Source organism: Rodentibacter ratti, from assembly GCF_002000485.1.
In the GTDB taxonomy this organism is placed as follows: domain Bacteria; phylum Pseudomonadota; class Gammaproteobacteria; order Enterobacterales; family Pasteurellaceae; genus Rodentibacter; species Rodentibacter ratti.
Window position 1 is genome coordinate 75,382 of record NZ_MLAJ01000005.1, and the last position, 24,547, is coordinate 99,928.

The 24,547-nt window shown below is 39.7% G+C and carries 22 protein-coding genes; 17 read left to right on the forward strand and 5 right to left on the reverse strand.

Annotation, left to right across the window (positions count from 1 at the left end; translation table 11 throughout):
- The first annotated feature begins 122 nt into the window (after positions 1-122).
- The 5 genes from BKG94_RS05355 to BKG94_RS05375 all read left to right on the forward strand — a co-directional run bounded on the left by BKG94_RS05355 (position 123) and on the right by BKG94_RS05375 (position 2,604).
- On the forward strand, positions 123-578 hold the full coding sequence (locus tag BKG94_RS05355; protein ID WP_077434964.1) for an NfeD family protein: 456 nt from the start codon (positions 123-125) through the stop codon (positions 576-578).
- Positions 575-1,186 (forward strand): NAD(P)H-dependent oxidoreductase, encoded by a 612-nt coding sequence (locus tag BKG94_RS05360; RefSeq protein WP_077434966.1) that lies wholly within the window; start codon positions 575-577, stop codon positions 1,184-1,186. The genes BKG94_RS05355 and BKG94_RS05360 overlap by 4 nt, the downstream gene beginning before the upstream one ends.
- Complete coding sequence (locus BKG94_RS05365; RefSeq protein ID WP_077434968.1) at positions 1,183-1,737, forward strand: TorD/DmsD family molecular chaperone; 555 nt, start codon at positions 1,183-1,185, stop codon at positions 1,735-1,737. Before BKG94_RS05360 ends, BKG94_RS05365 begins: the two co-directional genes overlap by 4 nt.
- A 2-nt stretch (positions 1,738-1,739) precedes the next feature.
- The gene (locus BKG94_RS05370) at positions 1,740-2,153 is read left to right on the forward strand and encodes a hypothetical protein (protein WP_077434970.1); all 414 of its coding nucleotides are present in this window, start codon (positions 1,740-1,742) and stop codon (positions 2,151-2,153) included.
- Between the two features lie 217 nt (positions 2,154-2,370).
- The gene (locus BKG94_RS05375) at positions 2,371-2,604 is read left to right on the forward strand and encodes a hypothetical protein (RefSeq protein ID WP_143538907.1); all 234 of its coding nucleotides are present in this window, start codon (positions 2,371-2,373) and stop codon (positions 2,602-2,604) included.
- Between the two features lie 228 nt (positions 2,605-2,832).
- Here BKG94_RS05375 and BKG94_RS05380 read toward each other — a convergent pair whose 3' ends face one another.
- Positions 2,833-3,600, reverse strand: coding sequence for a TOBE domain-containing protein (locus tag BKG94_RS05380; RefSeq protein WP_077434974.1), 768 nt, complete (start codon positions 3,598-3,600; stop codon positions 2,833-2,835).
- Between the two features lie 124 nt (positions 3,601-3,724).
- On the opposite strand from BKG94_RS05380, the gene modA reads away from it, so the two are divergent.
- From modA to BKG94_RS05400, 4 genes are all read left to right on the forward strand, one after another.
- Entirely contained in the window at positions 3,725-4,489 is a 765-nt protein-coding gene (gene modA, locus BKG94_RS05385; protein WP_077434976.1) for a molybdate ABC transporter substrate-binding protein, read from the forward strand.
- 92 nt (positions 4,490-4,581) lie between these two features.
- Positions 4,582-5,310: a molybdate ABC transporter permease subunit gene (modB, locus tag BKG94_RS05390; protein ID WP_077434978.1), complete on the forward strand. Its 729-nt coding sequence runs from the start codon at positions 4,582-4,584 to the stop codon at positions 5,308-5,310.
- Positions 5,297-6,352: a molybdenum ABC transporter ATP-binding protein ModC gene (gene modC / locus BKG94_RS05395; protein WP_077434980.1), complete on the forward strand. Its 1,056-nt coding sequence runs from the start codon at positions 5,297-5,299 to the stop codon at positions 6,350-6,352. The genes modB and modC overlap by 14 nt, the downstream gene beginning before the upstream one ends.
- 99 nt (positions 6,353-6,451) lie before the next feature.
- Positions 6,452-7,780 (forward strand): L-cystine transporter, encoded by a 1,329-nt coding sequence (locus tag BKG94_RS05400; protein ID WP_077434982.1) that lies wholly within the window; start codon positions 6,452-6,454, stop codon positions 7,778-7,780.
- 144 nt (positions 7,781-7,924) lie between these two features.
- On the opposite strand, the gene dnaJ is transcribed toward BKG94_RS05400, so the two are convergent.
- Positions 7,925-9,076 (reverse strand): molecular chaperone DnaJ, encoded by a 1,152-nt coding sequence (gene dnaJ, locus BKG94_RS05405; protein WP_077434984.1) that lies wholly within the window; start codon positions 9,074-9,076, stop codon positions 7,925-7,927.
- Between the two features lie 353 nt (positions 9,077-9,429).
- On the reverse strand, positions 9,430-11,325 hold the full coding sequence (gene dnaK / locus BKG94_RS05415) for a molecular chaperone DnaK (RefSeq protein ID WP_077434986.1): 1,896 nt from the start codon (positions 11,323-11,325) through the stop codon (positions 9,430-9,432).
- A gap of 268 nt (positions 11,326-11,593) precedes the next feature.
- Between dnaK and BKG94_RS05420 the strand changes: the two genes are divergently transcribed.
- Both BKG94_RS05420 and BKG94_RS05425 read left to right on the forward strand, forming a co-directional pair.
- On the forward strand, positions 11,594-13,081 hold the full coding sequence (locus BKG94_RS05420; RefSeq protein WP_077434988.1) for a YdgA family protein: 1,488 nt from the start codon (positions 11,594-11,596) through the stop codon (positions 13,079-13,081).
- A gap of 98 nt (positions 13,082-13,179) precedes the next feature.
- On the forward strand, positions 13,180-13,404 hold the full coding sequence (locus tag BKG94_RS05425) for a hypothetical protein (protein WP_077434990.1): 225 nt from the start codon (positions 13,180-13,182) through the stop codon (positions 13,402-13,404).
- 49 nt (positions 13,405-13,453) lie between these two features.
- Here BKG94_RS05425 and BKG94_RS05430 read toward each other — a convergent pair whose 3' ends face one another.
- Together BKG94_RS05430 and mgsA are read right to left on the reverse strand one after the other, a co-directional pair.
- Positions 13,454-13,873: a hypothetical protein gene (locus BKG94_RS05430; protein ID WP_077434992.1), complete on the reverse strand. Its 420-nt coding sequence runs from the start codon at positions 13,871-13,873 to the stop codon at positions 13,454-13,456.
- A gap of 76 nt (positions 13,874-13,949) precedes the next feature.
- A complete protein-coding gene (mgsA, locus tag BKG94_RS05435) occupies positions 13,950-14,408 on the reverse strand; it encodes a methylglyoxal synthase (RefSeq protein ID WP_077434994.1) in 459 nt (152 codons plus the stop codon).
- 309 nt (positions 14,409-14,717) lie between these two features.
- Between mgsA and aceE the strand changes: the two genes are divergently transcribed.
- The 6 genes from aceE to dnaX all read left to right on the forward strand — a co-directional run bounded on the left by aceE (position 14,718) and on the right by dnaX (position 24,414).
- The gene (gene aceE, locus BKG94_RS05440; RefSeq protein WP_077434996.1) at positions 14,718-17,375 is read left to right on the forward strand and encodes a pyruvate dehydrogenase (acetyl-transferring), homodimeric type; all 2,658 of its coding nucleotides are present in this window, start codon (positions 14,718-14,720) and stop codon (positions 17,373-17,375) included.
- Positions 17,376-17,436: 61 nt separating this feature from the next.
- Positions 17,437-19,341, forward strand: coding sequence for a pyruvate dehydrogenase complex dihydrolipoyllysine-residue acetyltransferase (gene aceF, locus BKG94_RS05445; RefSeq protein WP_077434998.1), 1,905 nt, complete (start codon positions 17,437-17,439; stop codon positions 19,339-19,341).
- A gap of 95 nt (positions 19,342-19,436) precedes the next feature.
- Positions 19,437-20,861, forward strand: coding sequence for a dihydrolipoyl dehydrogenase (gene lpdA / locus BKG94_RS05450; protein WP_077435000.1), 1,425 nt, complete (start codon positions 19,437-19,439; stop codon positions 20,859-20,861).
- A 170-nt stretch (positions 20,862-21,031) separates the two neighbouring features.
- On the forward strand, positions 21,032-21,583 hold the full coding sequence (locus BKG94_RS05455) for an NlpC/P60 family protein (RefSeq protein WP_077435002.1): 552 nt from the start codon (positions 21,032-21,034) through the stop codon (positions 21,581-21,583).
- A gap of 191 nt (positions 21,584-21,774) precedes the next feature.
- Entirely contained in the window at positions 21,775-22,317 is a 543-nt protein-coding gene (gene apt, locus BKG94_RS05460) for an adenine phosphoribosyltransferase (RefSeq protein ID WP_077435004.1), read from the forward strand.
- Between the two features lie 12 nt (positions 22,318-22,329).
- Positions 22,330-24,414 carry a DNA polymerase III subunit gamma/tau gene (dnaX, locus tag BKG94_RS05465; RefSeq protein WP_077435006.1) on the forward strand — a complete coding sequence of 695 codons (2,085 nt, stop codon included), beginning with the start codon at positions 22,330-22,332 and terminating at the stop codon, positions 24,412-24,414.
- The last annotated feature ends 133 nt before the right edge of the window (positions 24,415-24,547 follow it).

Sequence of the window (24,547 nt, forward strand, 5' to 3'; positions counted from 1 at the left end):
GCGGTTGAAATTATTCATAAATTACTAACGTAATTTATTCGCTCCTTCAGAGCCGTTGGCAGAGCCAGCGTTCAAAAAACGTTGTTTTTTGTGACCGCACTTTTTTCATCAGAGGAAGCAATATGGCAGAATGGTTGACCACATGGACATTATGGCATTGGTTGGTTTTAGGTTTTGTATTATTGATTGCTGAAGTGGTCGCTCCCGGTGTGTTTTTGCTTTGGTGGGGCTTGGCTGCTTTAGCCACCGCTCTTGTGCAATTTCTTTTTCCTGCTTTTTCGTTAGTCGGATTAGCGATTTTTTATGCTGTTTTAGCCTGTATTTTATCGGTCGCTTGGTGGAAGTATCAGCATAATAAAGATAGTCAGGATCAGGCTAAAACGTCGCTAAACCAGCGTGATCATGCAATGCTTGGCAAACAAGGCACAGTACAGGAAATCGCCGTAAATGGGATTGGACGCGGTGCATTTGGTGATAGCACTTGGCGTATTCAAGGTGAGCATCTCGCTGTGAATGATCTTGTGAAAGTTGTGCGAGTGGAAGGTATCACGCTAATTGTTGAAAAGGTAACAGAATGAATCATCTTATTATTTTTGCCCATCCTAATTCCAAAGGCAGCTTTGGGCGGGCTGTGGCAGATTGTGTGGCGAAAACCAGCCAAAGCCTTGGTGTGGAAACCCAATTTCGTGATCTCTATACTTTGAATTTTGATCCAATCATCTCTTTTGAAGAACTACAAGCGGTGAATAGCGGCATTATTCCCGAAGAAGTGAAATATGAACATGATCTTATTCGCCAAGCGGATTTAATCACGCTTGTTTATCCCCTTTGGTGGATGGGTTTCCCGGCGATTTTAAAGGGTTATTTGGATCGGGTATTAAGCCATGGATTTGCTTATAAAACCGAAAATGCTGAATCCGTTGGTTTGCTGAAAGGGAAGCAAATGCAACAATTCATCACGCTAGGTAGCAATGTGGAGAAGTATAAAGAATTCGGTATTGATAAATCCCTTGATCATTGCCTCGTGAACGGTTTGTTTAATTACTGCGGTATTGAAAATGTGACCTATGAACTATTTGGCGATCTTCATTTAATTGATGATGCAGCTCGTCATGCAATGCTTGATATCGTTGAGCAGAAAACACAGGAAAAATTGACCGCACTTTTAAAGGGAAAGAGAGTATGAGCACAGAAAAACCACTCAATAATTTTTCTTTAATTAGTCGTTTATTTGGCAATTTATTTTATCGTTCCCCAACCGATCCGGTGCTTGCCGGTGTTTTTGATTGGTTGCAACAAAAAGGCTTAAATCAAGTTTGGGCATTAGATGCGGATAAAGAAAGCCAAGCGGCGTTAGATAATCTCCAGTTAAAAATTGATCTCGCCTTGTTAAATGAAGAATACCAAAAATTGTTTGGTGAGGAAGGTAAAGTGGCTACGGCGATTTCCGCTTATGATATTGACTTGATGGATTTTATGGCTTTCCGTGATGAACGAGCTATGCCGCAAGTGGAAAGTGCGGATCATTTTGCGTTACTTTTACTGACCGCCTCTTGGCTAGAAGATAACGTTGATTCCATTTCTGCCCAGCGAACGCTTTTTGAAGCCTTTCTATTACCTTGCGCTGCAAAATTTCTCACTCAAGTTGAAACCTACGCTACTTTGCCGTTTTATCGTTCTTTAGCTTATTTAACCCGTGAAATTTTAGCGGCAGTGGCGGATGAGTTGGAAGAATAACGATGACTAAGTGGAAAAAAGTCTTTGCTTTTATACCGCTCTTTCTTTGGACGGTAATGGTTCTATTTTTATATTTCTATATGGTTATTGCAAATGGGGATAAGCATGACGGGGAAGCCTATATCGCTTATTTTCTTTTGCTTTTTTACCTGACTTTTCCCTTTGGTTCTTTTGTCTTTGTTGTTTTTTCCCTCTTCGGTTTTGGTGGCAACAGTTCCTTTAATCCGGTTGTCGCTGGGCTAATGGGCATTGTTGCTATCGGTGCTTTTTATTTCCAATGGTATGTGCTTTACCCTAAATTACGAAATATCATTTTAAGAAAATGGTTTAAAGAAAATCATTTTATTTTTGATTTTCTTTTCTTTATTGCTATGTTTTACCTCATTTTATCTATTTTTTTTGGGGTAATTATATAAAAAGTCTCACATGCGAAAAAATTAATCTGTGAATAATACATTATTCATATTACCGAAGCTTATTTTGGAATATTTAACCCGATCTCACGGCAATGATAAATGAGTTGGAAAAGTAATAATGGCTAAATGGAAAAAACTTCTTATTTTTATACCGCTCTTTCTTATGGCTTTGACGGTTTTATTTTTATATTTTCATTTTATTCTTGCGGAAGAAATAGTGAATCCTGCAGAAGCCCATATTGGTTATTTTCTCGGACTTCTTTGGCTGACTTTTCCATTAGGTTATCTCGCCCTTGTTATTTTTTCTCTTCTTCTCACCGACTTTTTTGAGCCAATTGCAGTAGAATTAATGGGTATTGTCGCCATTATCACTTTTTATTTTCAATGGTATGTGCTTTGCCCGAAGTTATGGCGTTATTTTTGTAAGAAATTAAAACGAAATAAAGAATGATTGTTTAAGAAATATTCAATTACACTGAAAATGCTTTGTTTTGCTTTGCTTTGTAAACTTGCCAAAGTTTCTTTATTTATACTATCAATTAAGTGGGGGCATTATGAGTAGCTCGCTTGCAGGCACGTCGTTGGATGAATTAAGAACCTATTTTGATTCGCTTCCTGATAATGAAGAAAACTAAAAAAACAAACGGCTGATATTCAGCCGTTTTTTCTTATCAAAAATTTATTCTAATGTCGCCAAAATAATTTGTTCCGGATCGATATGCAACCAAATTTGTTGATTAATTTGCCATTGATCCGGTTGGGTAATTGCCGCACAAAATTCTATTTTCGTGCCATCAAAAACTAAAATAGCTTCTTCCTCATTGATTGATTTGATGCTCACGGGAAATTGATTTGTCTGCTTTTCCAAAGGCTGTTTCGTCATCTTCACCCAAGGTGCTTTAAACATCAGCATCACTTCTTTTTCTGTCATTAATTTCAAACGTGAGGCACTTTTTGTGGTAATGGAGACTTGTAGGGGCATAGGCAACCCTTCTATGTTCACATCAACAATACAACGGGAATCCATCATTCGTTGGCATGCCACTTTACCGAAGAATTGATTGCGTGCACTGCTTTGTAACGAAAAGCGTGCGGTGGCGGTAAGCAGGCTATCGAGCGGCACGGATTCATCTTGTAAAATTTTGAAGGCATGATCTTGGGTTTTCTCTAAGAGATCATAAAGTTGGAGTAAGCGTTTGGCATAGTGGGTTAAAATCGTACCGCCCCCATTTTTTCCGCCGGTATTGCGTTCCAGCAAAGGGCAAGGGCTGAGCTTATTCATCGCTTCGAGGTGATCCCAGGCACTTTTGTAGCTAACTTTGGCATTTTTTGCCGCTTGATTAATCGAACCGCATTGTTCAATTTCTTTGAGTAAGCGAACCCGTTTGGGATCAATAAAGAGCATTTGTTGAAGTTTTATGCTGAGTAAAATTTCAGTATTTTTCATGGGGATTCCTTTCATCACAATAGAGCGTTATATATTTTATGATAAAACCCTATTTTGACGTATCGCTATTTTTTATTTCGATATATAATCAAGTAAATAACGTTATTCGGCACAGGAGAAAATGATGAAAAAATTAGCTAAAATTTCAACCGCACTTTTTATTGTCGGCTTAGGCGTCTCTTTGGCGAGTTCGGCGAAAGTCACCGTGTTTGCAGCAGCTTCAATGACCGATGCTTTACAGCAGATCGCAACAGACTATGCGAAACAAAATCCTAAAAATAAGGTGGTGTTTTCTTTTGCGTCTTCTTCAACTTTGGCAAAACAAGTGGAAGAGGGCGCACCGGCGGATATTTTTGTTTCAGCCAGTAATAAATGGATGAAATATCTTTTTGAGAAAAATTTAACGGTAAAAGAAACGGAAAAAACCTTGGCGGGAAATGAATTAGTGTTAATTGCCCCGGTAAAAAGTGCGGTGGATTCTGTGGATATTGCCAAAGGTGAGTGGATCGATGTTTTAAAAGACGGTTATTTATCGGTGGGCGATCCGGCTCATGTACCCGCTGGGCAATATGCAGAAGAAGCCTTAAGCAAACTGAATTTATGGCATAAAGTGAAAGATCGTTTAGCACGTGCCAAAGATGTGCGTGGGGCATTAGCTTTGGTGGAACGGGCTGAAACGCCTTATGGTATTGTGTATAGCACGGATGCCAAAGTGAGCCAAAAAGTGAAAACCGTGGGCGTATTTCCTGCAGAGAGTTATAAACCTATCGCTTATCCAATAGCGATTTTGAAAGATCACGATAATGCGGATTCCCGTGATTTCTTAAAATATCTTGATTCTGATGAGGCGAAAAAAGTGATTGAAAGTTACGGCTTTTCCGTGAAATAAATCTAATGAAAGAAAGGGCAAGGTTTTGCCCTTTTTGTTAAAATCCGATACATCTTTAAGCAAAATATCAAAATGTGATAAGGAAATACAGTTTGCTCACTCAGTTTCTTTCCCTATTTAATCTCAGTCCCTTAGAAAGCGATGCCATTCGCCTGAGTTTAAGTGTGGCGTTTAATGCCATGCTTTGGAGCTTGCCCTTGGCGATCTTTGTGGCGTGGCTTTTGGCTCGTAAACATTTTTATGGTAAATCCTTGGTGAGTGGCATTATTCATTTGCCTTTAGTATTGCCGCCTGTTGTGATTGGCTATTTATTGCTGGTGGCGATGGGGAGAAACGGGTTTATCGGAGAGTATCTCTATCAATGGTTTGGCGTGTCTTTTGGGTTTAGTTGGAAAGGAGCGGTGCTTGCTTCGGCAGTGGTGGCTTTTCCTTTAGTGGTGCGGGCGATTCGCCTTTCCCTTGAAAGTATTGATATTAGGCTTGAACAGGCTGCACAAACTTTGGGTGCTTCGCCATGGCGTGTGTTTTTTACGATCACCTTTCCTCTTTCTCTGCCAGGCGTATTAGCCGGATTGATATTAGGCTTTGCCCGTTCATTAGGGGAGTTTGGTGCAACCATTACTTTTGTTTCCAATATTGCCGGAGAAACCCAAACTATTCCCCTTGCGATGTACTCTTTCATTCAAACACCGGGTGCAGAGGCGCAAACCGCACGTTTATGCCTATTTGCGATTATCCTTTCATTCATTTCATTGCTTGCCTCGGAATGGCTGGCTAAACGTATGCAGAAACAATTAGGGCAAAGCAATGTTGCAAATTAATATAAAAAAACAACTAGGAAAATTAGCGTTGGAGGCAAATCTGCAGCTTCCCGTTCAAGGCGTGACGGCTATTTTCGGGTTGTCCGGTGCGGGGAAAACCGCTTTAATTAATTTAGTGAGCGGACTCACTCAACCTGATGAGGGATTTATCCGATTAAATGACCGCACTTTGGTTGATACTGAAACACAACAAAATGTCCCTATTCATTTGCGTAAAATCGGTTATGTGTTTCAAGATGCCCGACTATTTCCTCATTACACGGTGAAAGGCAATTTATGTTATGGTGCACAAAATGTGGCAAAAGAGGAGTTTGATTATATTGTCGAATTACTTGGTATTAGTCATTTGTTGAAACGTTACTCGCTCACCCTTTCCGGAGGGGAAAAACAGCGTGTTGCCATTGGACGTGCATTACTCACCGATCCGGAAATGTTATTGATGGATGAACCCCTTTCAGCCTTAGATTTACCACGTAAACGGGAATTAATGCACTATTTGGAACGGCTGTCTCAAGAAATTAATATTCCTATTTTGTATGTCACACACAGTTTAGATGAATTATTACGCCTCGCCGATCGGGTGGTATTAATGGAAAATGGGAAAGTCAGAGCCTGTGATTCGCTGGAGCGAATTTGGAACAGTACGATTTTCGCTCCTTGGAAAGAGAAAAGTGAGCAGAGTAGTGTTTTAGCCTTACCCGTGCATTTGCATCATCCGCCTTATAAAATGACCGCACTTTCCTTGGGAGAACAATTACTTTGGATTCATCAAGTGAATGCGACGGTAGGGGAGCTTGTACGCATTTGTATTTATAGTTCGGATGTGTCAATTGCATTGCAAAAGCCACAGCAAACCAGTATTCGCAATATTTTACGTGGTCAAATTGCACAAATTGATATACAGGATTCTCGTGTGGATATTGCGGTATTAATCGAAGGACATAAAATTTGGGCAAGTATCAGCAAATGGGCGCAAAATGAATTACGCTTTACGGTCGGTATGAATGTTTATCTACAAATTAAAGCGGTCTCTGTTGTTTGAAATGATATTCCATAAAAGTATAAGCTATAACAAAAAACGATTAGATCTTTTATAAGGAAGTCTATCTAATATCGCCATCTGAATTTATAGGAGATTAATATGCTATTTCTTACTTTAGCCATTTTTGCACTGATTCTTGTGCTGTTAGGCTATCTTTATAAAAAAACACAAAAATTGGGTCAAACGGTTTTTGTCGGTTTAGTACTGGGTTTAGGCTTGGGGGCGTTGCTCCAAAATGTGGGTGATGAAGGGACGATTAAAACCGCATTAGATTGGATTAATCTTGTGGGTGGCGGCTATGTTCGTTTATTACAAATGATCGTGATGCCACTCGTCTTTGTTTCAATTTTATCGGCAATTACGCGTCTCAATGAGGCTCGCTCTTTAGGCAAAATCAGCTTCAGTGTGCTTTCCGTATTGCTTGTTACCACCGCAATTGCCGCTTTTATCGGAATCATTATGGTTCAACTATTCGGTTTAACGGCGGAAGGTTTGGTTGCCGGTGAACGTGAACTTGCCGCTCAAACCCGAGTATTGGGTCGTGCAGATCAAATTAATGCATTAAGTGTGCCGGCAATGCTGCTTTCTTTCATTCCAAAGAATCCTTTTGCCGAATTAACGGGGGCAAATCCAACTTCAATTATTAGTGTGGTGATTTTCTCGGCATTTTTAGGCGTAGCGGCATTGAGTTTGCGTAAAGAAAATCAGGAACTGGGTGATCGCATTGCACAAGGTGTGGAAACGCTCAATAAATTAGTGGCACGTTTAGTGCGTTTTGTCATTCGTTTAACGCCTTATGGGGTGTTTGCCTTAATGATAAAAATGGCAGCCACTTCAAAATGGGCGGATATTCTGAATCTAGGCAGTTTCATTGTGGCTTCCTATATTGCTATTCTCTTGATGTTTATTGTGCATGGCGTACTACTTTTATTGTCCGGTATCAGCCCGATTCAATATTATAAAAAAGTGATGCCAACCCTCGCTTTCGCCTTTAGCTCTCGTTCAAGTGCTGCGACGATCCCATTAAATATCGAAACGCAAACAGACAAACTGGGTAATAATCCGGCTATTGCGAATTTCTCCGCTACCTTTGGTGCGACAATCGGACAAAATGGTTGTGCGGGGATTTATCCTGCGATGTTAGCAGTGATGATTGCGCCAACGGTCGGTATCGATCCTTTTAGCATGAGTTATATTGCAACCCTTGTTTTAGTGGTAGCGATTTCTTCTTTTGGTATTGCCGGTGTCGGTGGTGGGGCAACCTTTGCGGCGATCGTGGTGCTTTCCACTTTAGGCTTACCCCTTGAATTAGTCGGTTTATTGATCTCAATCGAACCACTTATTGATATGGGACGTACCGCATTAAATGTAAATGGTGCAATGACAGCAGGAACATTAAGCAGTAAATGGTTGAAATTAAAAGAATAAATAATTTGCCCGATATAGGGTAAGCACGACACAAAGATGATTTTACATTCCGTTTAAATCATCAAGTGCGGTCAAAAACTACCGCACTTTTATCACAAGCAAAATGAAAAAGCCCGCAAAGTGCGGGCTTTTTTACTCAAGTTTTTATTTATCGGATTTACCGAGATTATCAAAGAATTTCTTCACGCCATCTAAAAAGCCGGAGGATTTAGGACTATGTTTGCTTAATCCTTTGCCTTGCAGACTTTCTTCAAGTTCTTTCAGTAATTCTTTTTGTTTACTGTTTAAATTCACTGGCGTTTCCACCACAATACGGCAGATTAAATCGCCCGCATAACTGCTACGGTTAGAAGTGACGCCTTTGCCACGCATTCGGAATAATTTACCGGTTTGGGTTTCAGCAGGGATTTTGAGTTTTACCCGACCATCTAAAGTGGGTACTTCAATCTCACCGCCTAATGCCGCAGTAGCAAAGCTAATTGGTACTTCACAATAAAGGTTGTTGCCATCACGTTCAAAGATATGATGTTCTTTTACGTGAATAACAACATAAAGATCGCCTGCCGGCGCACCGTTTTCACCGGCTGCCCCTTTACCGCTTAAGCGAAGTTGGTTACCGGTATCCACTCCTGCCGGAATTTTAACTGAAAGGCTTTCTTTTTTATGAACGCGACCGTCTCCGTGGCAGACGTGACAAGGTTTTTCAATTTTCTTACCGGAGCCGTGACAGGTCGGGCAAATACTTTCAGATACAAAGAAACCTTGTTGGCGGCGAACGCGGCCTGCTCCATGACAGGTTGGACAGGTTTCAACTTTTGAGCCTTTTTCAGCGCCTGTACCGTCACAATTATCACAATGTACGAGAGTGTTAATTTGGATATCTTTGGTTGTTCCTTTTACGGCTTCTTCTAAGCTGATTTCAAGATCATAGCGTAAATCTTCACCACGTACGACACGCTGACGGCTGCGACCGCCACCACCAAAGATATCGCCAAAAATATCGCCAAACATATCACCGAAATCGGCACCGCCAAAACCGCCACCGAATCCACCGCCACCAAAACCGCCTTGTTCAAAGGCTGCATGGCCGTATTGATCGTAAGCAGCACGTTTCTCTTTATCACCTAAAACTTCATAAGCTTCTTGAATTTCTTTGAATTTTTCTTCTTTGGCTTTATCACCCTTCGTTCTATCAGGATGATATTGCATAGCGAGTTTTTTATATGCACGCTTAATTTCTTTTTCGTCTGCACCTTTTGAGATGCCGAGAAGTTCGTAATAGTCTTGTTTTGCCATTAGGTTTTTCCATTTTATTGTCACTTTTCTTTGCTTCGCCAAAGAAAAGTAACCAAAAGAAAGGCGACCCTACTTTTCCTTGTTTCCTTTGTTACATTGAATTTGCTTAACGGAAATTTTCTGAACTCGCCACTTCGTGGCTCAAACAGACGAAAATTTCCTACAAATTCAATTCCACAAAGGCGGAAAAGAAGGGAACCCATTTTATTATTCTTTCTCCGAGTTCCCCCCTCCTTTTATAAAGAGGGGGGAGGGGGAGATTCAAGCGTAGTGAAAATCAACCGCACTTTTTTACTAAAGTAAATACACGAAAAGGGCGTTTCGCAACGCCCTTGTTAGTATTAACAAATTAATTATTTGTTATCTTTCACTTCTTCAAACTCAGCATCAACAACGTCATCGTTTGGTTTGCTGTTGCTTTGAGTTTGCTCACCTTGTGGTTGGGCGGTTTGTGCGAGTTTTTGTGCCACTTCTGCAAGGGCTTGGATTTTCGCTTCAATCACCGCTTTATCTTCACCTTTTGCTGCTGTTTCTAAGTCACTTAATGCACTTTCAATCACGCCGCGATCTGCTGCCGGGACTTTATCACCGGCTTCATCGAGTTGTTTGCGTGTACTGTGAATGAGGTGATCTGCCTGGTTACGGGCTTGAACCAATTCTTCAAATTTACGATCGGATTCCGCATTTGCTTCAGCATCACGCACCATTTGTTGAATTTCTTCATCAGTTAAACCTGAAGAGGCTTTAATGGTAATTTGTTGTTCTTTACCTGTGCCTTTATCTTTTGCAGAAACGTGGATAATACCGTCCGCATCAATATCGAAAGTCACCTCAATTTGTGGCATACCACGTGGAGCCGGGTTAATACCTTCAAGGTTGAATTGACCTAAAGATTTATTGGCTGATGCTTGTTTACGCTCACCTTGTAACACATGAATAGTTACCGCACTTTGGTTATCTTCCGCCGTTGAGAACACTTGTGATTTCTTCGTCGGAATCGTAGTGTTTTTCTCAATGAGGGTTGTCATCACACCACCCATGGTTTCGATACCGAGTGATAATGGAGTCACGTCTAACAATAATACGTCTTTCACATCACCGGCTAATACACCGCCTTGAACTGCTGCACCGACTGCTACCGCTTCATCAGGGTTCACATCTTTACGTGGTGCTTTGCCGAAGAATTTTTCCACTTCTTGTTGAACCAACGGCATACGGGTTTGACCACCCACTAAAATCACATCATCAATTTCAGACGGTGATTTGCCCGCATCTTTTAATGCGATACGAACCGGCTCAAGAGATTTAGCCACTAAATCTTCCACAAGTGATTCTAATTTTGCACGGGTCAATTTAATGTTTAAGTGTTTAGGACCTGTTGCATCCGCTGTGATGTAAGGTAGATTTACATCAGTTTGTTGGGCGGAAGAAAGCTCGATTTTTGCTTTTTCAGCCGATTCTTTTAAACGTTGCATTGCAAGCGGGTCGTTACGTAAATCTACACCTTGCTCTTTTTTGAACTCATCAACTAAATAGTTAATAATACGGTTGTCGAAGTCTTCACCACCTAAGTGGGTATCACCGTTGGTTGCTAATACTTCGAAAGTTTTCTCACCACCGACTTCATCAATTTCAATAATGGATAAGTCGAATGTACCACCACCTAAGTCATAAACTGCGATAGTTTTGTTGCCTTGACCTTTATCTAAGCCGTAAGCTAAAGCTGCGGCTGTCGGTTCGTTGATAATACGTTTCACATCTAATCCGGCAATACGACCTGCATCTTTAGTCGCTTGACGCTGTGCATCGTTAAAGTATGCCGGAACAGTGATAACCGCCTCGGTAACAGACTCGCCTAAGAAATCTTCGGCCGCTTTTTTCATTTTTTTCAATACTTCTGCTGAAATTTGCGGAGGGGCTAATTTTTCACCTTTGACTTCAACCCAAGCATCACCGTTATCCGCTTTAGTAATAGCAAACGGCATAATATCAATATCGCGTTTTACTTCTTCATCTTCAAAACGACGACCAATTAAACGTTTAATTGCAAACAGGGTATTTTTTGGATTTGTTACCGCTTGGCGTTTTGCCGGTTGACCGACTAATATTTCGTTGTCATTTGTATAAGCAATAATTGATGGAGTAGTGCGATCACCTTCTGCGTTTTCAATGACGCGAGGTTTATCGCCATCCATTACAGCCACACAAGAGTTGGTTGTTCCTAAGTCAATACCAATAATTTTTCCCATTTTGTTCTCCTAATTAAATTTTTTAATTCAGTGTAATTCACTATGAACTGTAAGATGTGGATACTTCTTCGTATTTCAAGAGAAAATTTAAAAATATTTTATTTTTCTTATTTCAAAATACGGTCGTTCCCGTTCTTGCCTTGTAAGATAAGAACGAAGCATAAAACTTCAAGGGATAATTGATAAATTTTTTGATAAAAATATGATAAGAAGAAAAAGTGCGGTAGAATTTGCACAATTTTTGTATTTTATTATCAAAAGGATATTTATGAAAAAATCAAAAGTTACTATTGGCGCAATCGCTGTACTTGGGGCTGCTTGGGTAGGGGGTAGTTGGTTTACCGGTCAAAAAGCAGAGACGGAATATCAACGCCAAATTGATCAGGCAAATCAAAAGTTTCAAGCTTTAGGTTTGTCTGAGGAGTTTAAGGTTGAGTTTAAAAATAAGCAATTTGAACGAGGCTTTTTCAGTTCTCAAGTGGAAGATGAAGTGGTGATTTCTTTGCCGAAAGAGGAAAAGCAATGGACGATCCCTTTTTCGACAACATTGTATCATGGGCCATTGCCACTTAATCAATTGGCTAAATTTAATTTGATGCCGGCAATGTTTTCTTTAGAAGGGGTCATTGGCAAAAATGAAACGACACAATCATTATTTGATATGATTAAGTCGGACAAGCCTATTCAGTATCAATCTTCGACAAGTTATGGCTTAACCACAAAAGGGGGATTGAAGGTTGTAGGTGGTGAGTTTATTGATCCTAAATCAGACCAAAATAAATTAACTTGGTCGGATATGATTATTGGTTTTGATGTTAATCAAGATCTTTCGGGCATTTACGATACTTCAATTGAGCACTTGTTATTTGAGGCAAAAAATCTTAGTGGTGAAGACAATCTTAAATCGGCAAAATTTCAATGGAAAGGCATTAAGTCTAGTACGGTTTTTGCTCCAACGAAGTGGGCATATCTCTATACAGGAAAAGGGTCGTCTTCTATTGAAAGTATGGAAATGACGAATCTGGATCAAAACGGAACCGCGATGTCTTTTGTGGAAAAAGGCGTAAAAGTAACATCCGAAGTGTCCTTGGATGGGGATTTTTTAAGTCTTAAAGGCACAAATGATATCGGTTCGCTCATCATTGATGGTAAAGATTTGGGTAAAATCACCTATAATTTAGAGTTTAATCATATTGAAGCAAATGCGGTAAATTCACTGATTGAATCTTTTGTTACAGTTTTTAAATTGGCAGTAAATTCAATAGAAGAACAAGAAAATTTAGATGAATTTGTCAATCAAATTTTTGGTGATTGGGCAAAACAACATGGTATGGCGATTTTTAATAACCAGCCACAGATTAAATTGAGCCCGCTTTCTATTTCCGATAATCAAGGGAAAGTGGCGTTGGATTTAAATATTGCCTTAACCAAAGATCCTAAGTTTGATTTTATGCGTGGTAATTTATATCAACAATTTACGGATTTTGCTGTCGATATTCAGGTAGATAAGGCAACGGCTGAAAATCTGATGATGAAGTTTGCTCCGGAAGAAGAGAAAGCAAGCATTAAGGCTAGAATTGAAGAAATGGCAGCTGAAGCCGCGATCAAAGGTATCGCTGTAAATAATGAAAAGTCCGTGACAATGAAACTGCTACTTGAAAATGGGGAATTGAAACTAAATGGTCAGTCTGTACCGGAAGAGCAAGTGCAAGGCGTACTCTTTATGTTGTTAATGGGGGCTGCAATGCAGCGTTAAGGTAAGATTAAGTTTGCATTGTATATCTAGTCGCTTGTTGCTTCGGTGCTCCTTTTAATTTACCGAAAACGTATTATAAAGGTATTCAAACTATTGAATTGTATCTTTACGAAGGATTACCAGAGAAAGGGAAGACAAGAATTTTAGATCCTGAATTAGTCAGAGCTGGAGTATCACCTATAGAGGTTTCTTTATCTAAAGAAATCTGTGTTGCTTCAGATATCAAAATAAAACCATTGGGTAAAGTGAGAATTACTTACGATAGTGACATAGAAGATTGGCATAAAGCGGAACGAATTAAGAAGGTTGAAATGTTAGGGTAAAACATAAAAATGAAGATTGGGTGAGGAGAAATCTCCCCACCTATGTTTGTTAACATAAATCTTCTTTAATGTTAATGATAAATCCAGGTTGAGTTGCTACATGAGCACAAGATGTTGCATAAGCTGGAACAATTAAATTAACACCTATGATATTTGTGTATCTTGCTTTAACAGCAAGAGTATAAAGCATAGTAGCAATCGTATCCTTATTGCTATTACCTGACTTTAATCGAGTAAATTGATGTTCATCTTTACGATTGCAGAATAGTTTATTTCCTAATAAAAAGAATGATTCTATCATTTCATTAAAAAATAAATCCTTGTGCGAGGTGTCTCTTTTATTTAACATTTGTTCAGCAACTTGCAAACATTTTTCTATTTTAGGTTGCGGTTTATTATAGATACCTTTTAATAAAATAGGGTTATCTAATTTTTGTACAGCTTGTCTGATATTGTTCACTTTTTCCATGATAATTTCCTTTTTGATTTAACCGATGCTTTATCACCTTTTTTGTATCTTAAGTGCGGTTAATTTTTTCTGAGTTTTATATTAAACGTTCTTTTAAATAACTTTCGTAGTCTGGGATTCCAATCTCTATATTTTGCTCAAAAAGTGGAGAGGTGAGTAAAAAATCTGCAGTAGTTTGATTAATCGCAACCGGAATATTCCAAACCGTTGCTATGCGCATAAGGGCTTTCACATCGGGATCGTGAGGGGCTGCATTCATTGGGTCCCAGAAAAAAATCATCATATCAATTTTCTTTTCAGCAATAAGTCCGCCTAATTGTTGATCTCCCCCCATCGGGCCGCTCAATAGCGGTTTAATGGTTAAACCGGTTTCCCGAGCCAGTAAATGTCCCGTTGTGCCGGTCGCATAAAGTTGATGAGCACTTAATGAGACACTGTGTTTTTTCACCCACTGAATAAGATGTTGTTTACAATTATCATGGGCTACGAGGGCGATGCGTTTATGTTGTTGGAGTGTTCTGGTTGTTGATTTCATAAAGAAAGTCCTTGTTTTGAAAGTAAAGGAAACTCTAGCGCAAAGATTATATGGATGCAATGATTTTACTTATAGTTTTGATGAGCGAATTAAAATGAGTCGAAAAAGTACCACACTTTAGGTAAATAGAGTAAAACAGAAGAAGAGAAAAGTAAGTTCAATGAAAATTTACTATCTTTATTTCAAAAAATCTTCTAAAATTTATGAAATTTGTTAAATGCTTGTAAAAGCTGAGGCAAGCATTTCTTATATTCGTGTTTGGCTTTTAGCTGAACTAATTTTCACTTAATTAACAGATAAGGAAAACCTATGTCTGAGATTTTAAAAAATGACGTAGATCCAATCGAAACCCAAGATTGGCTACAATCATTAGATTCTTTGATTCGTGAAGAAGGTGTTGAGCGCGCGCAATATATTATTGAACAAGTAATAGGTCAGGCGCGTACTAACGGTGTTTCATTACCAACAGGTGTAACCACAGATTATGTGAATACTATCCCTGTGTCCGAGCAACCGGCTTACCCGGGTAACCATGAAGTTGAACGTCGAATTCGTTCTGCAGTACGTTGGAATGCGATTGCAATGGTTTTACGTAGTCAGAAAAAAGATCTCGACTTAGGTGGTCATATTTCTACTTTCCAATCTGCGGCAACCATGTATGAAGTTTGCTATAACCATTTCTTTAAAGCAGCAACAGAGAAAAATGGTGGGGACTTAATTTTCTTCCAAGGCCACGCTGCTCCGGGTATGTATGCGCGTGCTTTCTTAGAAGGTCGTTTAACGGAAGAGCAATTAGATAATTTCCGCCAAGAAGCCTTTGTTGATGGCTTATCTTCATATCCTCATCCGAAATTAATGCCTGAATTCTGGCAATTCTCAACGGTTTCAATGGGATTAGGCCCGGTCAATGCGATTTATCAAGCACGTTTCTTAAAATACTTAGATAACCGTGGTTTAAAAGATACGAAGGATCAAAAAGTTTATGCCTTCTTAGGTGATGGTGAGATGGATGAAATTGAGTCTAAAGGTGCATTAACATTTGCCGCACGTGAAGGCTTAGATAATTTAATTTTCACAATCAGCTGTAACCTTCAACGCTTAGACGGACCGGTAAATGGTAACGGTAAAATTGTTCAAGAGTTAGAAGGTTTATTCACCGGTGCTGGCTGGGAAGTGATTAAAGTTTTATGGGGTAGTAACTGGGATAAATTGTTTGAGAAAGATACTTCCGGTAAATTAACCCAATTAATGATGGAAGTAGTAGATGGTGACTACTTAACATTCAAATCAAAAGATGGTGCTTACGTACGTGAACATTTCTTTGGTCGTTATCCGGAAACTGCAGCATTAGTTGCCGATATGACCGATGATGAAATTTGGGCATTACGCCGTGGTGCGCATGATGCAGAAAAACTGTATGCGGCTTATGCAAAAGCGCAAAATGCAACAAAACCGGTTGTTATTTTAGCGCAACAGGTTAAAGGCTATAAAATCCCTGAAGCAGAAAGTAAAAATACTGCCCACCAATCTAAAAAAATGTCTTATGAAAGCCTTAAAGGTTTCCGTGACTACTTCCAATTACCATTAACCGATGAACAAGTTGAAAAACTTGAGTACATTAAATTCCCTGAAGGTTCTGAAGAATACAACTATTTACACGGTCATCGTAAAGCATTAAATGGATATGTGCCTGCACGTAAACCTAAGTTTGATGTTGAATATAAAGTTCCAGCATTAGATGATTTCAAAGCGTTACTAGATGCACAACCTCGTGGTATCTCAACCACTATGGCGTTTACCCGTGTATTAAATACTTTATTGAAAGATAAAAACATTGGTAAAACTATTGTTCCGATTATTGCTGATGAAGCACGTACTTTCGGTATGGAAGGGTTGTTCCGCCAAGTTGGTATTTATAATCCGTATGGTCAAAAATATGTGCCTTCAGACCGTGATTTGGTTGCTTATTATCGTGAAGCTACTGATGGTCAAGTATTACAAGAAGGTATCAATGAATTAGGTGCGACGGCATCTTGGTTGGCTGTTGCAAATTCATACTCAGTGAATAACCAACCAATGATTCCTTTCTTCATCTACTACTCAATGTTTGGTTTCCAACGTGTGGGCGATATGATGTGGTTGGCAGGTGACCAACTTGCACGTGGTTTTATGATTGGTGGTACATCAGGTCGTACGACACTCAATGGAGAAGGTTTACAGCACGAAGATGGTCATAGCCATGTTCAAGCAGGTGTGATCCCTAATTGTGTGACTTATGATCCATCATTTGCTTTCGAAGTTGCGGTAATCATTCAAGATGGTATTCAACGTATGTACGGTGAAAAACAAGAAGATGTATTCTACTACATCACCACATTGAATGAAGTGACAGAACAACCGGGCATGCCTGAAGGTGCTGAAGAAGGCATCCGTAAAGGTTTATATAAATTTGAAACAGTGAAAGGTAAAGGCAAAGGACACGTTCAATTGCTAGGTTCAGGTGCGATTATGCGTCATGTTCGTGAAGCAGCACAAATCCTTGCAAATGATTATGGTGTGACTTCCGACGTGTTCTCTGCACCATCATTCAATGAATTAGCTCGTGAAGGTAATGATGCGGCTCGTTGGAATTTATTACATCCGACAGCAGAGCAACGCGTACCTTATGTTGCCCAAGTGTTGGCTGATTTACCAACAGTGGCATCAACAGACTATGTTAAAGGTTATGCGGATCAAATTCGTGCATTTGTACCAACTAAACATTATCACGTATTGGGTACGGATGGTTTTGGTCGTTCGGACAGCCGTGCAAACTTACGTGAACATTTTGAAGTAGATGAACGTTATATCGTTGTTGCCGCCCTTTCTCAATTAGCGAAAGAAGGTACTGTAACAAATCAAGTTGTTGCGGATGCTATTGAGAAATTCGGTTTGAATGTTGAACGTATCAATCCGCTTTATGCGTAATCAATAGGAACTGCGGTCAAAAATCTTTGTAAATTTGACCGCACTTTATAAGGAACAAAAAATGTCAAAACAAATTCAAATTCCTGATATTGGTAGTGATGAAGTTACTGTAACGGAAGTAATGGTAAAAGTTGGTGACAGCATTACAGTAGATCAAAGTGTTATTAATGTAGAAGGTGACAAGGCTTCAATGGAAGTGCCTGCACCGGAAGCAGGTGTAGTAAAAGAAGTGTTAGTGAAAGTGGGTGATAAAGTCACGACCGGCACACCAATGTTAGTATTGGATTCCGCAGAGGCGACAGCTCTGGCATCAGCTCCTGCACAAGAAGTTAAAGCGGTTGAAGCACCTGTAGCAGCAAGCATTGTGGAAGTCAATGTGCCGGATATCGGTTCTGATGAAGTCAATGTTACCGAAATTATGGTGAAAGTAGGGGATTCAGTTGAAGTTGATCAATCTATCATCAATGTAGAAGGTGACAAAGCTTCAATGGAAGTGCCTGCACCAATTGCCGGTGTCGTAAAAGAAATTTTGATCAATGTAGGTGACAAGGTTTCCACCGGTAAATTAATTATGAAATTCGAAGTAGCGGGCGCCGCATCGTCTGTTTCTGCACCGGTTCAAGAATCAGCTCCAGCAGCTGCTCCGGCAACATCTGCAATTAAAGATGTAAATGTACCGGATATTGGTGGCGATGAAGTGAATGTTACCGAAATTATGGTTGCTGTGGGTGATACTGTTTCAGAAGAACAATCTTTAATTACGGTTGAAGGCGATAAAGCTTCAATGGAAGTGCCGGCACCATTTGCGGGTGTGGTAAAAGAAATTTTAGTGAAATCAGGTGACAAAGTATCAACTGGCTCGTTAATCATGCGCTTTGAGGTTGCAGGTGCTGCACCGGTAGCAGCTCCTGTCGCACAGGCTGCGCCTACAGCACAAACAACTGCGGCTCCGGCTCCATCTTCCACAACAGAAAGCAGCAATGTATCAGGTTTAAGCCAAGAGCAAGTTGTAGCAAGTACAGGTTATGCGCATGCGACCCCGGTAATTCGTCGTTTAGCTCGTGAATTCGGCGTAAACTTAGACAAAGTAAAAGGTACGGGACGTAAAGGACGTATTGTTAAAGAAGATATTCAGGCTTATGTGAAGACAGCAGTTAAAGCTTATGAAAGCGGAACAACTGCTTCTTCTGCGGCCGGTAATGGTGTAGCAAATGGCGCAGGTCTTGGTTTATTACCATGGCCGAAAGTAGATTTCAGCAAATTTGGTGAAATCGAAGAAGTGGAATTAAGTCGTATCAATAAAATTTCTGGTGCAAACTTACATCGTAACTGGGTGATGATTCCACATGTAACCCATTTTGACAAAGCGGATATCACAGATTTAGAAGCTTTCCGCAAGGAACAAAACGTACTTGCTGAAAAACAAAAATTAGGCGTGAAAATTACCCCTGTTGTATTTATCATGAAAGCCGTTGCGAAAGCATTGGAAACCTATCCGCGTTTCAACAGTTCAATTACTGAAGATGCACAACGCTTGATCTTGAAAAAATATATCAACATCGGTGTTGCGGTGGATACACCAAACGGTTTAGTGGTACCTGTGTTCAAAAATGTGAACAAAAAAGGTATTATCGAGCTTTCTCGTGAGTTAATGGAAGTATCGAAAAAAGCCCGTGAAGGTAAACTTTCAGCATCAGATATGCAAGGCGGTTGTTTCACTATTTCAAGCCTTGGTGGTATCGGTACAACGCATTTTGCACCAATTGTGAATGCACCGGAAGTGGCAATTTTAGGTGTTTCTAAATCTTCTATGGAGCCGGTATGGAACGGTAAAGAATTTGCGCCTCGCTTAATTCTTCCAATGTCATTATCTTTCGATCACCGTGTGATTGATGGTGCTGACGGTGCACGTTTCATCAGCTATATTGGTTCTGTATTAGCGGATTTACGTCGCTTGATTATGTAATCAATTACGCCTCTCGAGTTTGAGGGGCGTTTTTTTAACTATGCTTGATTGCTCAAAAGAGCGGTCAATAATTTCAACGTTTTTACGAGGTAAAAATGAGTAAAGAAATTAAAACCCAAGTTGTTGTACTTGGTGCCGGACCGGCAGGTTATTCCGCAGCATTCCGTTGTGCGGATCTTGGCTTAGAAACAGTGCTTGTTGAACGTTATTCTACGCTTGGTGGTGTGTGTTTAAATGTAGGTTGTATCCCGTCTAAAGCATTATTACACGTTGCTAAAGTGATTGAAGAAGCAAAACATGCGGAAAAAAATGGGGTTTATTTTAGTGAACCTAAAATTGATCTAGACCAAGTTCGTGCCGGTAAGGATGCCGTTGTAGCAAAATTAACAGGCGGTCTTGCGGGTATGGCAAAACAGCGTAAAGTCACGGTGGTTGAGGGGTTAGCTACATTTGCTGATCCGAACACGCTTGTCGCGCGCGATCGTGATGGTAATCCAACCACGATTAAATTCGATAACGCAATCATTGCGGCAGGTTCTCGCCCAATTGAATTACCTTTCATTCCACACGAAGATCCGCGTATTTGGAATTCAACAGATGCCCTTAAATTAAAAGAAGTACCAAAAAAATTGCTTATCATGGGTGGTGGTATCATCGGTTTAGAGATGGGAACGGTTTACCACGCATTAGGTTCAGAAATTGAAGTGGTAGAAATGTTTGACCAAGTTATCCCTGCTGCGGATAAAGATGTGGTAGCGATCTACACCAAACAAATTGAGAAGAAATTTAAACTAATGCTTGAAACCAAAGTCACGGCAGTTGAAGCGAAAGATGATGGTATTTATGTTTCAATGGAAGGTAAAGCCTGCAACGATACGAAACGTTATGATGCAGTATTGGTCGCCATCGGTCGTGTACCAAACGGTAAATTGATTGATGCAGGTAAAGCCGGTGTTGAAGTTGATGAACGTGGTTTCATTCATGTGGATAAACAAATGCGTACGAATGTACCGCATATTTTTGCGATCGGTGATATTGTTGGACAACCGATGTTAGCGCATAAAGGTGTTCACGAAGGTCATGTTGCAGCGGAAGTGATTGCGGGACAAAAACACTATTTTGATCCGAAAGTCATTCCATCAATTGCCTATACTGAGCCGGAAGTAGCTTGGGTGGGTAAAACAGAGAAAGAATGTAAGCAAGAAGGCTTAAATTACGAAGTTGCGAAATTCCCGTGGGCTGCATCCGGTCGTGCGATTGCATCTGAATGTTCAGAGGGGATGACAAAACTTATCTTTGATAAAGATACGCATCGTATTCTTGGTGGAGCTATCGTTGGTTCAAACGGTGGTGAGTTGTTAGGTGAAATCGGTCTTGCGATCGAAATGGGATGTGATGCGGAAGATATCGCATTAACTATTCATGCTCACCCAACATTACACGAGTCTGTTGGATTAGCCGCTGAAGTTTTTGAAGGATCGATTACCGATCTCCCTAACGCAAAAGCGAAGAAAAAATAGTTAATTCTTAATGATTAAAAGGCAATTCCTATGAATTGCCTTTATTTTTTTAGAAATTACATACTAAATTAATATAAAAATTCAATTTTAACTGGCTATTTACCTTTATATTTGATACCCTCAGAAAGATTTTATTTTTATATATTTTTAATTCTTTTAAATTTTCTAGTATGTTAAAGCGATTTTTAATGATTAGCGGGCTTGTTACACTCGCCACCGCATGTTCAAGCGGCAATAATAATGCCTATCATAGTAAAATTTCAGAAAGTGATGATGCTCAACTCACCGGATTAATAAGTAAATTAGAAAAGGCTGATCGTAGTATTCACCACACATTAAGAACGAACCGTCCTCGTTCAGGTTTAGTTGGCGATAAAGCGCTTGCTGGTGTTTATAATGAGTGGGCGGGAACACGTTATAGAATGGGTGGTACCAGCAAACGTGGTATTGATTGTTCGGCATTTATGCAAACAACCTTTTTGAATGCTTATGGTATTAAACTTCCTCGTTCCACAGCGGAACAACGTCATTTAGGCCGTAAAATCAGTAAACATGAATTACAAAAAGGTGATCTCGTATTCTTCCGTGGTAACAATCATGTCGGTGTTTATATTGGTAACAACCAATTTATGCATGCCGGTTCCAGCCAAGGGGTTACAATCAGCTCCTTAGATGAAAATTATTGGGCAAGAACTTATACTCAATCACGCCGCATTATGTAAAGTTAAAGTGCGGTCGTTTTTGAAAGTATTTTTTAGGCTAAATGGAATGACAATTTCCATTTAGCCTTTCTTTTTCATGGTGATTTTTATCTCGCTTTGTATCCTGAAATTTCCATTTTTTTCTAGCATTTTATGATAGAATTTGAGTCCAAAAGTATTGGCATTATCTCACTTTATCATTGAGCTTTTTTATGAATAAACAACTTGAACTTATTAAATCGTCTATCAAATCCATTCCTAATTATCCAAAAGAGGGTATTATCTTTCGTGATATCACCTCGTTGTTAGAAGTTCCGGCTGCATTCAAAGCGAGTATTGAATTGATCGCTGAACACTACCGTAATAAAAATATTACTAAAGTGTTGGGGACGGAATCTCGCGGTTTTATTTTTGGTGCGCCGGTTGCAATTGCATTAGGTTTACCTTTTGAATTAGTGAGAAAACCTAAGAAATTACCCCGTGAGACAATTTCTCAATCTTATCAATTGGAATATGGGCAAGATACCTTAGAAATACATACTGATGCGGTTTCTGCGGGTGATAATGTATTGATTATAGATGATTTACTTGCGACAGGCGGTACGGTAGAAGCGACAGTCAAACTTGTCGAACGTTTAGGTGGAAAAGTTAATCATGCGGCATTTGTGATTAATTTACCGGAACTTGGCGGTGAGAAACGTTTAAATGATTTAGGCGTGGATTGCTATACTTTAGTTAATTTTGAAGGTCATTAACAAAACAAGCGAATGAGTTATCAAGTTTTAGCCCGAAAATGGCGACCTCAAACTTTCGAGGAAGTAGTCGGACAAGGGCATATTATTACCGCTCTTTCTAATGGATTAAAAGAGCAGCGACTTCACCATGCATATCTGTTTTCGGGTACGCGTGGTGTAGGAAAGACTTCTATTGCGCGTCTTTTTGCTAAGGGTCTGAACTGCATTAAGAACGGCATTACAGATCACCCTTGTGGCGAATGTGAAAATTGTCAAGCTATTGAGCAGGGAACATTTATTGATCTGATTGAGATCGATGCAGCTTCACGGACAAAAGTAGAGGATACAAGAGAATTACTCGATAACGTACAATATAAACCCGTCATTGGGCGTTTTAAAGTATATTTAATCGATGAAGTGCATATGCTGTCTCGCCATTCCTTTAATGCTCTACTTAAAACGTTGGAAGAACCGCCGGAGTATGTAAAATTTTTGCTGGCTACAACGGATCCGCAAAAACTCCCGGTAACGATTTTATCCCGCTGTATGCAATTTCATCTAAAAGCCTTGGATGAACAGCAAATTTCGCAGCATCTTGCGAATATTCTCACCCAAGAAAATATTCCTTTTGAACCATTAGCTTTAGACAAGCTGGCGAAAGCAGCACAAGGTGGGATTCGGGATAGTTTAAGCTTAACGGATCAAGCCATTGCAATGGGCGACCGCAATGTTACAGTAAGCGTGGTAAATGCAATGTTGGGCTTGTTAGATGATATCCAAGCAATTGATATTATTTATGCTCTACATCAGGGGAACGGCGAACGTTTGATGAAAGTGCTTCAAAACGTTTCTGAAAAAGCCGGTGATTGGAATCAGTTATTGGCGGAAGTGGCAGAAAATTTGCATCAAATCGCATTAATGCAGTTGTTACCGCAAAATTCATTGCATGAAAATGAGCATCTTGCTTTCCTTGCGAAACATATTTCGCCGGAAGACGTACAATTTTTCTACCAAGTGATTGTTTCAGGCAGAAAAGAATTGAATGCTGCGCCGAATTATCGTACAGGCGTAGAAATGATATTGTTGAGGGCATTAGCATTTCACCCAAAGTTTCTTACGGCAACACCTAAGGCGAATTTATCTGCCAACGCGACACTTTCCGAGAAGGAAAGTGCGGTTAAAAATCAAGGCAGTTATATTGATATGCCGGTGTTGTCGCAAAATATTAAATCTAATTATAAGAAAACGAAATCAGCTCAACCTATTTCTTCCCTTTCAAAGAACAATGATGCAAATCTTGCCGGATTAGCCGCGTTAGAAGCATTAAAACAACTTGATCAAATTGAAACCAGTGAAAGACAAGCCCGCCAAAAGGAAGTGAATGAGGCGGTGAATGAAGCAATACATCAAGTGCAAATACTTGATGAACAAAAAACACCACGAAAAATGACCGCACTTCCTGTGCGTGAAATGACGCCTCCCAAGCAGGTAGTGCCGACAGCTTCAAAAAATGTAGAAGAAATTCCCCAAAATGTTCAAACCATGATGAATGCAGTGGAAGATAATTCAGACTTGGAACAGGAAGAGCAAGAAATTATTGAGGCGGAAAATTATCGTTGGGAATGGCGTAATCCGGAATTGGCAAAAGAGACGGTGGGCATTGCACCTTCTGATATTAAACAAGCTATTCTGAAAGATATTACACCGGAGCTAAATGCCCGTATTATTGAAATAACACAGAAGCAGGATGAATGGGCTAATATTGTTGAAAGTTCCGGAGTAAGCGGTTTTTCAAAAGAATTGGCACTAAATTGCTTTTTACTTGAGAAAACTGAAAATAAAATTTATTTAGGGCTTCATTCCTCGAAAGCCCATTTACGCCAAGAACGTAGCGTTCATTTATTGACTGAAGCGCTTAGCCAATTTTATGAAAAATCGATTAGCGTTGATATTCAGTTAGATGATCGTGATAGTACAACCCCAATGGTTTATCGTAAAAAGATTTACCAAGATTTAAGGGAACAAGCCCGAGATCAGCTTCAACAAGATCAAAAACTTCTTCTCTTACAAAAAGAATTTGATGCTAAATTGGATGTTGAGAGTATTCGTCCCGTTTAGAGCAGGTTTAAGCGTCATTATAAAATAGCGAGAAAACAGACCGCACTTTATAGATTTAGTCAATCTAAAAGTGCGGTTTTTTATGGAAAAGTTTTTTTGAATTGGTTTTTTTGATTAATTTAATAGTTTTCAA